A 13,744-nucleotide genomic window follows, 5' to 3' on the forward strand; every position below is an offset into this window, starting at 1 on the left:
AGCCAGAGGGGAGTGCTGATGCTGCGCAATTTTTCAAGATTGTATATTTCAGTCGGCGATCGTAGCCGTGGTCGGGATCTATCAGTTGTCGCGCGTATTGCTCTCGCGATCGTCTGTTTGTGGCTTGCTCAAGCTACGCGCGCGGTCGGGGCGGAGGAGCAGGATTGGCGGGAGGCGGTCCAGAAATCTCGATGTTTGTCGGCGCCGCTTGACCGTGAGGGCTTGCTTCTTGTCGCCGCCGGCTGGCGAGGTCGCGGACTCGCCGACTTGCTAGCGGCCGTTGGCATAGATCGGACCAAGGCCAACGATCATGATGGGGGGGTCTTTGAAAAGTTAAATCCAGCTGATCAGGGCCGCATTGCCGGCAAGCTATTTGCCCTGACGCAGTCGGCTCTTAAGCAGTTCGTGCTAGACGTCGCGAAAAATCGTAACGGTGCATGCGCAGTGGTCGTTGCCCAAGTCAGGGACGCAGACGGTCAGGCACTCAACCTTGATACCGTGCTTGGAAAAGCGCAGGCCGGGCTGCGCTACGAGCCCTATTTGGAGCTGGCGCAGTTTCTTTTGAAGGCTCAAGGCTGCTATTCAGGCAAGACCAACGGCCTCTATAATGAGGAGTTCGCGGACGCCTGGGCCAAGGCGGCCGCGTTTCTGCAACTGCCGGCTGGTTCTCCGGGGGAAGCCCCGACCCCTTCCGACGTTGCCAGATTGGTTTCCCAGCCCTATAGCGCTGGGCAATGCTCGGCGAAGATCAAGGCGAGGCAGTCGCCAGGCACGCTGGCCACTTTGGCGCATCTATTCCGGATCGATACTGAGAAGGTTTGCGAATCCGACTCGTTTGGCCGCGGCCAAGCTGCAATATACGATGAGCTGGTGGCGAATCCGCCCCTGGGGCAAGTCCTGGATGAGCTTCAATGCGAGGCTTCACAGCCAATACTTTACCGCATCTATGTGGATGGCTTGACCGGTAAGCTCGGTCGTGTTCTGGCTGCGCGCATCCTTTTGACAAGCCTCGGATTCACGGCCCCAACGTCCGACCAAACAATAGCCCCTACACCCGAATGGAGCGCGAACAGCCTAGTGCGGACCCATTTTGTGATGGGAGCTCCGCAAATGGTCGATCTCGCACACCTCGCGGAACTGATTACTTCGTCAGACGCCGTTTTTGAAGCCGTTAGGGCAGAGGCTAATCGGAACGGAAAATCCGCACTTGGGACAGCCTTGATTGAGGGGCTCAGCGACGGTGGTCAAGTTGTTGACGCAGGGCTGACGCTGCTGAGCGACGCGGCTACTTCCGGCGACGAATTTGCCACTCTTCGATTGGCTCAACTCCATGAGAACGGCCTTGGCGTTCCGCGGGACGTGCAAAAGGCGACGGCTTACTATGCCGAGCTTGCTAGGCGCGGAGAGCCTGCGGGTCTCTCGTCGCTCGCGCGAATCAATGAAGATGCAAAACCGGGCGACCTGTCGAGCGTCGCAAGGCTGTATTCAGCTCTACTCGCCAGTTTGCCTTCGGAACGAAGTGGGTCCGAGACCTCAGACCCGTCGTCGACCATCCCGGCCCTCAATTATGTCAAAGGAATTTCCACCTTCATTCAGAGCCGGATCATGGTCGGGTCGCCGTTTCTCGCGACTAGGGATGGCCTAGCTTTGCTTCTCGCTTCTGCAAAGGCTCATCCCGACCTTGCCTATGGGCTCGGGGAGATTCACGCCTGCGTGGATTGCGGCGCCGCGGTAGATTTGAAAAGCGCGGTTCGATGGTATCGCCTGGCGGCCAGCGCGCTAGATCAAGGAAATCCTACGAAAGAGGACGTTCCGACAGGAGCGCTTGAGTCGAGCTTTCAGCTTGCGCGTATTCTCATGCAGCAACCGCAGCTAGCAGAAAGTGGCGATGAGGCTCGAAAGCTCATGGAGAAGGTCGCGACTCTAAGCACCGACTCCACCGACCCGACCTGGACCGCCACGAGTTACCTTGTCCTAATTGATGCGTTGGCTCGCTCGCGCGAAGCGAACGACGTTGCTATTGAATTGAGAAAGCGTCTGGACAGATCGCAGTGCGATGAGGATGCCAATTCGGACAACAAGCAGAGCTACCGGCTGGATTGCGTGAGTTTTGCTCATCTCCTGGCGATTGGAGCGCTCGACGCTCGTTTTGTCGCTATAGGTTATGACTACCTTAAATCTGCGGTAGACGCGGCATTCAAGTCAGGAGGAATTCGCGACGAATCCGGCAGAATCGTTCCTGCAGTTCCCGCCTATATCGATGTGCTTGCATTCTACGGCGACTTCGAGAGTGCAGGTGCATTGCTAAGGCATTCAGGACGTAGTGGCTGGGTCCAGCCAGATACGGTTAGCGCCTACGAAGCGGTCGTTCGCCGCTTGATATCGGTTGGCGGCCGTCGTGACAGTCCTCGAATGACTAGTTTATTGGGATTTCTCGAGGCGTTTGCAGCACGGGGCAGCGCATCTGCCGGCCAATTCAAAGAGTTGTTGATGGCCGCCCCAGAGCGGCCCCGACCGCAACCCGATCCAAATACTTACAGCCGAGATCGAGCACTCTACGAGCTGCAACTTGCCCGCGGCGGTCCGAGCAAGGGTCTTGCCGCATCGGCGCATCGGTTAGCCGACGCCGAGCGATATCGCGGTGATAGGAACGCCGCGCTTGGTATGGAGCGCCAGGCCCTCTATTGGGAGTTGGAGATCGATAAAGCCTCCGCGATCTTCGAGGGCCCACTACCAGCAGCACTAGCCAGGACCTGTCATCTCTCTAGATCGAGCCGACGGATCTTCGATCTGGGCTTCGACGACGTCGCACTTTACTTAGCGAAGACTGCGGTAAATGAATTGCAGGTGGTTCGGCGGCATGTTCGCTCACTTCCTGAGCGATTGCAGCTTTGCTTCAGCGATGTTGTTTCAGATCAGTATCGCTGGCTGATTGATCTTCTCATTCGACTGAATAGTCCCGCCGAAGCGGAATATGTAATCGGGATGCTCAAGGATTTCGAAAAGTTTGAGTTCCTTGGCCGCGAAGCGACGTTCGAGAAGCGAGCGTTCGACGGATTCGCTATATCAGAGCCTCTTCAGGAGACTCAGCGTCGGCTCGGCGAGGCAACCGTCTCTCTCACCGCGCTAGCCGGTCGGCAACGCGAGCTCCAGATTGCGCAGAACAGCAGACCTCTCACGGACCAAGAGACGTCGCAATTCAATGAAATTCGGGTTCAGCTGGCGGGATATGAAGAGCAGTCTGGCAAGCTGATCTCTGATTTGATCCAGAGAGCAAGCGCCGTGCGGAACGAAGACGCCGGCAAGCGCCTTCAAATTCTTGGATCTATCCAGGGACGCCTACGCAATGAGTTGAGGGGAGCAGCCGCAGCAATCCACTACGTCGTCTTGCCAGACCGGATGGATGCCATATTGACGCTGCCGTATGGTCCTCAACTTACTTACGTTTGGGACAAGCTAGATGGGAAGCCATTTTCCGAAGCGGCGCTTGACAGCAAAGTCGAAAAGTTCCGGACTCTTCTTCAAAACCCCAGAAGCGACCCAACATCGGTCGGGCAAGAGTTTTTTGAGCTATTGTTTGCACCGTTCGCGAGAGAGATCGCCGAAAGTGGTGTAAAAACACTTCTCGTCTCGCTGGATCGCAAGCTCCGCTATATTCCGTTTGCAGCCCTTTACGATGGCAAGTCATATCTGGCCGAGCGTCTCGAAATCATCTCGATGACTGTCGGACAGGCTCCGGCCGGACGCGCAATCTCGTCAACGTCGCTGGACATGTCGGCATTCGGTATGACCTCTGCATCTCAGGGGCTGCCCGCCTTATCGGCCGTCAAATTCGAGCTGGACGGCTTGACCAAGGATGCGTCGGGTAAGGGATTGTTCAAGGGACATACCTGGGTGGACAAGAGCTTCACACGGAAATCGCTCAGCAACGGCTTAGTATTTGGGATGCCTGGTCAGCCCAGCACGGGAATCGTGCATGTGGCATCGCACTTCAATTTCGGGCGCACGGAGAGTGAGTCGTTTCTCCTGCTGGGTAGCGGCGATCGCTTGAGTATTCGAGAGATAAAAGATCATATCGGTCCGAATCGAGAATTCGATTTCGGCGATGTCGAGCTCTTGACCCTCTCCGCTTGCAACACCGCGTACGGCGAGGTTATGGAAGATGGGCGGCAGCTTGAGAGCTTTGCGGCGCTCGCAGAAGATAACGGTGTTCGTTCCGCTCTCGGAACTCTTTGGCCAGTGAACGACCGTGGCGCGGCGGCATTCATTCATAACTTCTACGGGAATGTGGTCAACCCGTCGTCTTCTCGCGAGGCGGCCCTCAAGGCGACTCAGCTTCTGTTCATCAAAGACAGATTAGATGCCGCCGGCACTTCTCAACGAGGAGCTGCGCCGCTTGTTGAGACAAAAGGGCGTGGAAGCACAACGCCGAGTTTTCTGGGGTATAGTCATCCGTACTATTGGGCCCCCTTTGTGCTTCTGGAAGGCGTCAGAGGGCACTGAGATGCAGCTTGTAATGCGCCTTGCGATTGCTATCGCGATTGCGTCGGGGACGACCAGCGTGGGTGCCGCCGAGAAGCGAGAGCTTAGAAACACTCCGGCTGTCGACGAGACTTGTTTTGCAGCAAGCTACGAGAAAAGTCATGGATCTGTGAGGAACATTTTTTTGAGGGGACGCGATCGTGCGATAGTTATGGAGCTATGGGGAGCGCCTCGCTTGCGGCTCTTTGTAGCACCGATGCTTCCTTGCGAGAAAGGCGGAACTCGCATGGATTGCCAAGTCGAGTGCAATGGTGGCCATTTCTATCTTGCGTTCGATAAAGCCGGACGTGCACATATTAGCACTAAACGGGTCGCCATGATCTCGCTTCTTGAAACCGCTGTTCCCGTCTCAAGCGTAGCTGATGTAATCTGGAATACGGGAACGTATGATCTGGAAACGGCCTCCGAGCAAACCTGCACGGTTGCATTCGACATGACCACTCGGACGAGAGGGCCGCCACTTCGAGCGGGAGAATTTACACCTCGTGTTCTAGGTCTTGAACGCATGCTGTCTGAACTAGGATATTTTGCTGAAGTTCCCGACTGGTACTTCACGGCACAAACCGAAACTGCGTTGCGCCTGTTTCAGAAGGCGATGGGACTTCCAGAGACCGGCGTGGCGGATGAATCGACAATCCGGCTCCTACGCTCGGAGGCGAAGCGAGGTGAAGGTTGTTGATTTTGTCGGAACCGCGAACGGTCGCATGGACACGCTTGCTGTCATTGATTATGGCCGTGGCTCCGGCATAAAGGTCGCCAACTGTAAGCGGACTGATAAGCTTTCGTACAAAACGGGGTCAGTTCGCCGGCTGATAAGGAAATTGCACAAAGCTTAGCAGTCTAGCAGTGGCGAAGCGATCGATGCCGTCCACTACAGTCTAGCCGTGATGGTGAAGAACTGACCTGTCGGGGGGCGAGTCGCTGCCCCGCTACCATGCGCACGATTTTCTGCGCCAAGCTACGATTACCGACGATTTCGTAGGCAATGGTAGCGCCGCCTTTGATTGACGCTTAGTTTTGCAACCAGAAGGCGATCTCGAGCGACTAGGCTGAAAGTTGGCTCTTCCAATGGACTTCGGAGACGATGCAGATGGGCAAGCCGTTGTCACGCCATTCGCTCGCCTTCATGATCTTGTTTCCGAATGAAGAGTGTTTCCACGATTCCGTGGCATAGAGGCCGACTACAAGAACATTCGTCTTTTGCGTCAAGCTACCGACCTCGGCACCCAGGTCTTCGACCGCGCGCTCACATTCCTTCCGGCAGCCAAAATTGAAGGTTCCTGTAAAGCAATATCGTTGACCGGCGAAGGTTAGTGGCGGCGCCGGGTCGTTCAAGGGCAGGGATGTCGATTTCAGAATCTCACCTAAGCCATCGATTTCGCGGTTTGAAAATTGGTTTAGCGTATCGAGCAGCTCAACCTTTTCGTTGTCATCAAGGACGTTGTCACTCAGCATTTCATCGATCCGCTTGTAAAGCACGCGCACGACCGGCTGACCGCTTATGTGGAGATTGGCGGCGAGCCACTTCTGCAGGAATTCGACCTCTGCTTGATTGATTTGGTTGTCCGCCACGAGCCCGCGCGCGATGCCGATTAGCTCGTCGATCTGCCTGGTGCCAATTCTGTCACCGCCTACTCGGTTATAAAATTCGTCGCCGGCACCTGATGGCATCGTGCGCTCCCCCGGAAAAGCCCTATCCAAACTCAACCGTCGGTGGAGGGCAAACCCCGTAGGTGCACGGCTGTCCGTGGACCGCGATTATCGTCGAAATCGCCGACCCCGAGTAAGGCCGGCCTTTGGGGGGCGTATGGCCTGCTGCTGCCATTTCGGCTGATATCTGTAGGGAGAGCCGCGGACGACGCTCACCCAGCTTCTAGGCGAGCGCTACGACTTCCCGGCGACGGCGTTGAGCTGAGTCTTCCTTGGCAATGGGGGAGGGGTGGTGCTCATCAGACGAGATGAAAACTCCAGCTTTTCTCAACCCTTAGGTGAGTGGAAGGACCGGGATTCTACGTAGCCGAACTGTGAACTGGTTCACAGATAGCCAGCCTGAAGGCTGCTAGGTCAGACCGCGCTGGGGATTTCAGGGGCCCAGTCACAGGCGCCGTCGGGACAGCTCATTTCGAGCCCGGCGGCGTAGCTTTTTGACCTCGTGTCGTCGGCGAGTGCTCGCGGCTGGGCAGCCTGCATTTCGCCGACCATGGCGACAGCGTCGCTTAAGACCTTCACATTAGCCCCCAATCTTACGCCATTCTCGGCGAGGTGCCTGCGGAACGCCCGCGCGCCGAGAACGCCGTGGAAGGCGCCGACGAAATGGCGCGGTGATCGAATGCAGAGCTTGCCTTCGGCCAGCTGCGATATAGGGCAGCATCGCCGCGAACACGTCCTTCATTGTCGCGTGCGGCGCGTCTCGCCGAACAGCTCGGCGGCTCCCGTTCGACTCGTTCTGCATTCTGAATTGCCCTACAACCTATTGATCTAATTGACGGCGAAAAGGGCCGGAAATTCAGAATGTGCGCTTCCTGCGGCACAGGGAGTTCTTGTCGTCTAAATGCACTCGCGAAGGGGCAAAATCGCGAAATTCCCTGATAAATTCCCTGTTTGCAGGGAAATCTGACTGGAGACCGGTGCGATTAGCACTGCGTCGCCAGCCAGGCAGTCCCGCCGTTCGCGGCAGTTTACAACCTGCGCCACACAGGCCCGGAAATCCGGGCTTTACGCTCATTCGACTTGGTCTCCAGGCTCCCGCTCTCCCAATCTCTTGGGCGAAATGGCGGAAAGTCTCCGGCCTATTCCGGAAAAATTCCCGTTTTGTGGAGACTATCGGCGGAGACTGGTTCGATCACGACTGCCGCCCGAAATTCAATGTATTGTTGATAGTTGAAGACGTTGCAACTGAATCGCGTTAGGGTGCAAGCGGTATAAGGCGTTAGAAACCGTCTGCACGCGACCAGACGTGTCGGCTGGGACGCCAAAGAAATAAAGGACTTGGTGAACCCTGCATGCTGAAGGCGCCGTTTAGCTCCGAATTCGACCCTTCAGAAGAGGCGGAAGGCAGTATCGATCCGCTGGGTTTGCAGCCCGGATATGATCGCCTCGCCGATCGATTGTTGCCAGCGGTCACGGTCCGAATGGGCCATCCGCGTTTTCTGACAGCCATGGCGCTCGGAGCTTGCGTTTGCGAAGGCTGGGAACTTGATGCGACTGCCGCGGACGAGGTTACGCCGCCCTGGCTCGTATGGGAGTGGTTCGTCGTCGAAGCGCTTGTTCGCGCGGGAGACGCGCTATCAGGCCGACCGAGCGTTCCGGGCGGTTTGAAGGTCAGGCAAGCGTTACGGAAAACGCGGCCGATATGCGCATCGGCATATCTTAAAACGCCTTCCGCATTCGGGTTCACGGGTGTTTTTCGTCGGCTTGCCCGCAGCATCGGCATTTTGACGAATGAAGGTCTCCTCGACGATGGTGGCTACGAACTGATCAAGGCATGGGCCAAGGATCAGGGCCTCGACGGGGTTATCGAGTCTTCGAGCGGCGAGGGACGTGCTTTTCGGGACCGGCTTCGCCGCGCGGTGTCTCAGGGTATGGAGAGAGGCCATACAACCTATCAATCAGGCGAATTCTGGCGCGAGCTGGCGGTAAGGCTCGATCCTCTCAAGCCCGGACGCCGTGAAGGAAAGGTGATGCTGGACCGCATCGCTTCGCTTTCAGGTCCGGCTGAAATGATCGCACTTCTCAAAGACGCCGTAATAGCGCGCGGCGGTGTGAGTGAACGCAAGGACGAAGCTCCCTTTATTCGCAAGCTGAGCAAGGGAGCGCCCATCGAATTGAACCATCTACTCACGGCGATCGACGCCTATGAGGCTTTCGGACGATCGATTACCAATGCCTTTGAGGGTCTGCGTTACTGTGCGACGGGGAATAACGGCGCCCCCGTAGATGTAGCCGAGTTCTCCAACTCGAAGTCTGCGCTATCAGCGTTAGCGACCTTGGGCCCTAGCCTTTCCCGTATTCGTTCGCATCCGACATTGCTGGAATGGGACCAGCATGGCCTTGCGCAAAGGATTGAACGATTTGAGGATGTTCGGACACTAGGCGATCTTTTCGCGGCCACGGTCGATCATCATGAACAGGTCCAGCGCGAGAAGCTCCCAAACGGAAAGCGTCCATGGTTCGAGCGCACGACGCGCGGCAAGGTATTGTTACGCTCCGGCTACACGCTCAGCGAAGAGCCTGACCTTGAAGCGGATTACGTGCATGAGTACAGAATACCAACTTTCTCGAACTTCCTTGGCGAACTGGAGGCCTTCTGATGAAGGCCGCCGAACAGACGCGGGCGCGATTGCTGGACCTGTGGCGTGGCGAGGAGTCCTTCGGCCGTCCGCTTGGCTGCGTCACCACAAGCTATACGTTTGACGCCGAGCTCTTTGAAGAGCAATGCCTTGCTCGGTTCTTGTCTATTCAGAGCAATTCCAACGAGACGCCAAGGTCCTATCTGATCGAACGGGAGGAGAAGCTCTCGCAATGCTTCGCTTGCGTACTGGTCGATCGCGGGCATACAGCGCCGGATCGCAGCCTACGCTGGCACATGCTGCCTGTGACCCTCCCGCTGGGCGGCGTATTGCACGCCAAGCTTACTATCCTTGCTTGGGAAAATCGTATTCGTGTGCTGATAGGATCTGCGAATCTTACCGAGCCTGCTTATCGCCGTAATCAGGAGGTCGTAGCCGTCTTCGATTTCGGAGCGGAAGAGAATGCGGCTCCTGAGTTGCTCGTGGGGTGCGTTACATTTCTGCGAAGCGTACGAGGGTTCGCTCCGGGATCGAATCTCACGAAGACCGGTCCACAGACCGCTCTCAGCGCTTTTCTTTCATCCATCGAACAGCGCGCCGGTTCGTTACCTGCCGGCAAGGCTGATGATGCGAAATGCGTGCTTGTTCCTCTGATCCCCGGCGGCAGTAACGTCGTGCAGCAGATTGAAAGTCATTGGGTTGGTCCCAAACCCCACAGAGCATGGGCGTTAAGCCCCTTCTTCGACACTAACCAACAGTCACCCGCCACAGCTCAAACGTTCGCTGGCCTTCTGACGTCGCGCGGTGACCGCCACCTAACGATCGTCGCGCCCGGAAGGACGCTGGCTGACGGAACATTGCAGATCGATGCGCCGGCTGCGCTCAAAACGAGCTCGCATACTTTGCTTCAGCACACATTCTCGATTGTCGAACAGCGCGTGGAGATCGAAGGCAAACCGGAGGATCGCGCTCTACACGCCAAATCCCTGTGGCTGGAGCGCGATGGCCGCGTGCTTTATATGCTGGGGTCCAGCAATTTTACGGCGGCCGGGCTCGGTCTGCATCCGAGGCATAATATAGAGTTGAATGTCGCTTACCTGATCCCTGACGCAAATTCGCGCTTCGGTAAACTCTGCGCGCAGTCCTGGCCAAAGGAAATCGAGCTGAAAAAGCTCGACGGTGTTCAATTCATTGCCAGTCCAGATGACTCTGCTGATAACTCCGATACGCCTGTTCTGCCTGTTGCGTTCGGACTTGCTCTGTTCTGCTTTGATGAAAAAGGCGCTCGGCTAGAGCTGGAAATCGGAAAGAACGCGCCCTCGGTATTCGCTGTCAAACTCAAAGATGGCGCGCCTGTCCTGAGCAGCGCAGACTTAGCCGGCAATAAACAACAGACAATCACTGTCCCATGGGAGTCGAAGCGGCCGCCCGCTTCTCTAGAAGTGCGATGGCAAGATGCGCAAGGCACCGAATATTACGCGCCGTGGATCGTCAATGTGGCGGATGCGTCGTCGTTGCCTCCGCCTGAAGAGCTGGGAAGCCTATCCCTTGCGGAACTGATTGAGATTTTGACGTCTGTCCGCCCTCTGCATGAAATCATGGACCGTATATTCAAGCATCGTGAGGAAAAGGCGGACCCGGCGAAAAGTCCGGAGATCGATCCGCACCGGAAGGTCGATACGAGTCAGTTTTTGTTGCGTCGGATGCGACGCGTCGCCCAGGCCCTTGAAGGCATGCGCCACAGGCTTCAACAGCCGGTTGGTTCGATCGAAGCTCTCCGGTGGCGCTTGCATGGTCCCATAGGGCCTGTTGCTTTGGCGAAGCGTTTGGCTGCCGAGGATCCGGAAGGCGCCGCCTTCATGATAGCCGAAGTCGCGTCAACGCTCCGCAACATAGCTTGGCAGGCGACAGGTTCGTTACGTGCGCGCGAGATCAATGCGGAAGTGAAGACACTGATCGCCGCTCTGCGCGATTTAGCCAGCCAAGGTCAGGCCCCAACGAGCCTCGCAACTTATGTTGCGACTTCGTTTGAGGAGTTGCTGTCGTGACGTGGCCGATTGACATTGCGAACCTTGAATCGCGTCTCGATCTGAACAATGAACGCATCAGCGAGCAAGACGCCCTTCGGCAGTTGCGAACCATAAGAGAGATTTTGCGTCGGTTGCCTGAGCAGCCTGGAATCGTGCTCGCGGACGAAGTCGGCATGGGAAAGACGTTCGTGGCGCTCGGCGTCGCGATGGTGACCGCCCTGGCCGATAAAGGCAAACGACCGGTGGTCATCATGGTCCCATCTTCGGTACATGAGAAATGGCCGCGGGACTTTGCCGTTTTCAAAGAACTGGTCATCAAAGGTACGCAGGACAAGGCGGTTCGCGCGGAATCAGCGGCCTCGGCACTCGACTTTTTTAGATTGATAGACAATAACGCCAGAAGCCGCCCGCACATAATCTTTTTAAAGCATGGCGCTTTCCATGTGCAAAACATCGATCAGTGGATTCGTCTTGCATTGATAAAACGCGCCATGCACGGCATGCGCTTGGGAGAAAAACGTAGCGCTTTGCCCCGGTTCGCCGCTGCGTTGCTGAGGACGAGAAGCTCCTATAACGCTCCTGAGTTATTCGCGAACCTCCTAGGTGCGCCAAATCGTGAATGGCGAGGCATTATCAATGCTCACTATAACGATCGGCCCGATTATCAGCTGAAGGACGATCCGATACCGGACGCGATCCAGAAGGTGATCGACTCCAGCGATATTGACGTTCAAGAATTGCGGCAATGCCTTTGGGACCTTCCGGCGAGAGAGTCAGCGTCGATTGAAGATCGGCTTGAAAGCATTCGTCGCGTCATAAATCAATCTCTACAGAGTATGTGGCCATCAATCTTGGCCAAGGCAAGATTTCGGTCGCCGCTGCTCATCCTTGATGAAGCCCATCATCTAAAAAATCCGGCGACGCGGTTGGCCTCTTTATTCGTAGCCGACGATGCGCGAGAGGATGGTGGTACGATCACAGGCGCGCTCGACGGGGCGTTTGAGCGGATGATGTTCCTGACGGCTACCCCCTTTCAATTAGGGCACGGCGAACTTCTGAACGTGATCGGGCGGTTTAAGGGCATTGCCTGGAAAACGTTGCCTCAGTTGACCAAGGTCGATTTCGAGTCCGAGCTGAAGAGACTAAGTTCGGCATTAGATCTCGCCCAGCATCGCGCTGCGGAGCTGGATAAAAGGTGGTTATCATTGCGACCGGACGATCTTGTCGATCGAGAGGGAGCCCCTCTTCAGATTGAAGAATGGTGGCAGTATGCCATAGCGAATCCGGAAAGCTTGTCGGAGCGTGTCCAGGTCCTCATGCGAGCTTACGAGCAGACGCGCAAAGCGATGAAGGGAGCGGAAATCCCTCTGCGCAAATGGGTCGTCAGGCATATCCGAGACTCGAAATTCTCAAATAGCAAAGTTCTTCGGCGATCGCGGCAGACCGGCAGGACTATCTCGCTTGAAGGAGGCGGGAACGGCGGACTTCCGGTCGAAAACGACGCGCTGCTTCCCTTTTTGCTCGCCGCGCGCGCGCAGGCCGTCGTCGCCGGCAAGGGAGAAAATGCAGGCCGCGCAACTTTTGCGGAGGGATTGGCTTCCAGTTACCAAGCGTTCCTGGAGACGCGGAAATCCGTTGAAAAGGACGAGGAAGAGTTCGTCAGGCGATCAGACCCCGATGAACGTGTGAACCGGTACATCAGAAAGCTAGAAGAGGCGCTGCCGGACGAGGCCGCTTACGCACAGCATCCCAAGATCGCTCCCGTCGTCGCGCGCGTATTGGACCTGTGGCAGCATCGAGAGAAGGTGGTTGTTTTCTGTCACTACCGCGAAACCGGGCGCGCGCTCGTCAGGCATCTATCCGATGCGATGTACCAGCGGCTATGGAGCGATGCCGCGGTTCGGTTCAAGATGGATCATGAGACTGTTTTCAAGGCCGTCACTGATTTCGGGGGACGGTTTGACACAGAAGGCGGCATGCGCGAACCGCTCAACAAGGAATTGGAAAGACGGCTTGCTCCTTATGCCGGATTGAGCGCTGTCGAACAGGAGATGATCCACGAGGTCGTTCGGCGCTTCGTCCGAACACCATTATTCGTGGCGAGGTATTTTGACATCGAAGCGCGTTCGGGAGAACAGGCTCTCCAAGAAGCGCTCGACACCTGCGATATGTCAGGCGCCTCACTTGGCGAAAAGATTGATGGATTTTTGAAATTTATCGCCGTCCGATGTTCGGAACGCGAGCGCGAAGACTATCTGGAAGCATTAATCAGGATGCAGCCGGGTATGCGCGGAGAACTGCAACGCGACCAAAATGAAGAATCTGGTCATGCATCAGGCGCTAACCTGATGCCGAACATACGGCTCGCCAACGGTCTGGTTAGACAAGAAACGCGGCAGAGGTTGATGCTCGCGTTCAATACGCCGTTTTTTCCGGAAGTGCTCGTGGCTTCGAGCGTTCTTGCCGAAGGCGTCGATCTACACCTCAGCTGCCGGCACGTCATTCATCACGACCTGAGTTGGAATCCCAGCACGCTTGAGCAGCGGACGGGTCGCGTGGATCGCATCGGTTCAAAGGCAGAGACCATGTCAAAGTCGATTGGCGTTTTTCTTCCCTATATCGGCGGCACGCAAGACGAGAAGCAGTACCGCGTCGTGATGGACCGGGAGCGTTGGTTTCAGGTTCTTATGGGGGAGGACTATCGGACCGATGAAGCGCACACCGAAAAGTCCGTTGACCGAATCGCCTTGCCAACGGCGGCAGCGGAGGCTTTGGCCTTCAATCTATCCGTTACGACGGATTAGCGCGCTCCACCAAAGCTCTGTCTCACAAATTGGAGGGTAATCAATATGTTAGTAGGTTGCGTGTGGCGCTTTTCCGGTA

6 protein-coding genes are annotated in these 13,744 nt (G+C 56.5%); 5 read left to right on the top strand and 1 reads right to left on the bottom strand.

Going from position 1 to position 13,744, the window contains the following annotated elements; genetic code table 11:
• The first annotated feature begins 18 nt into the window (after window positions 1-18).
• Both ACVIGB_RS44015 and ACVIGB_RS44020 read left to right on the top strand, forming a co-directional pair.
• Window positions 19-4,503, top strand: coding sequence for a CHAT domain-containing protein (locus tag ACVIGB_RS44015; RefSeq protein WP_456724613.1), 4,485 nt, complete (start codon window positions 19-21; stop codon window positions 4,501-4,503).
• A 265-nt stretch (window positions 4,504-4,768) separates the two neighbouring features.
• The gene (locus ACVIGB_RS44020; protein ID WP_456724612.1) at window positions 4,769-5,221 is read left to right on the top strand and encodes a peptidoglycan-binding domain-containing protein; all 453 of its coding nucleotides are present in this window, start codon (window positions 4,769-4,771) and stop codon (window positions 5,219-5,221) included.
• Between the two features lie 365 nt (window positions 5,222-5,586).
• Here the strand turns inward: ACVIGB_RS44020 and ACVIGB_RS44025 are convergent, their stop codons facing one another.
• The gene (locus ACVIGB_RS44025) at window positions 5,587-6,213 is read right to left on the bottom strand and encodes a BRCT domain-containing protein (RefSeq protein WP_456724611.1); all 627 of its coding nucleotides are present in this window, start codon (window positions 6,211-6,213) and stop codon (window positions 5,587-5,589) included.
• 1,331 nt (window positions 6,214-7,544) lie between these two features.
• Between ACVIGB_RS44025 and ACVIGB_RS44030 the strand changes: the two genes are divergently transcribed.
• The 3 genes from ACVIGB_RS44030 to ACVIGB_RS44040 are packed head-to-tail and all read left to right on the top strand — an operon-like array spanning window position 7,545 to window position 13,665.
• On the top strand, window positions 7,545-8,852 hold the full coding sequence (locus ACVIGB_RS44030) for a hypothetical protein (protein ID WP_456724610.1): 1,308 nt from the start codon (window positions 7,545-7,547) through the stop codon (window positions 8,850-8,852).
• Window positions 8,852-10,879: a hypothetical protein gene (locus tag ACVIGB_RS44035; protein ID WP_456749326.1), complete on the top strand. Its 2,028-nt coding sequence runs from the start codon at window positions 8,852-8,854 to the stop codon at window positions 10,877-10,879. Before ACVIGB_RS44030 ends, ACVIGB_RS44035 begins: the two co-directional genes overlap by 1 nt.
• Window positions 10,876-13,665 (top strand): helicase-related protein, encoded by a 2,790-nt coding sequence (locus tag ACVIGB_RS44040; protein ID WP_456724607.1) that lies wholly within the window; start codon window positions 10,876-10,878, stop codon window positions 13,663-13,665. The genes ACVIGB_RS44035 and ACVIGB_RS44040 overlap by 4 nt, the downstream gene beginning before the upstream one ends.
• The last annotated feature ends 79 nt before the right edge of the window (window positions 13,666-13,744 follow it).

Source organism: Bradyrhizobium sp. USDA 4341, assembly GCF_054063755.1.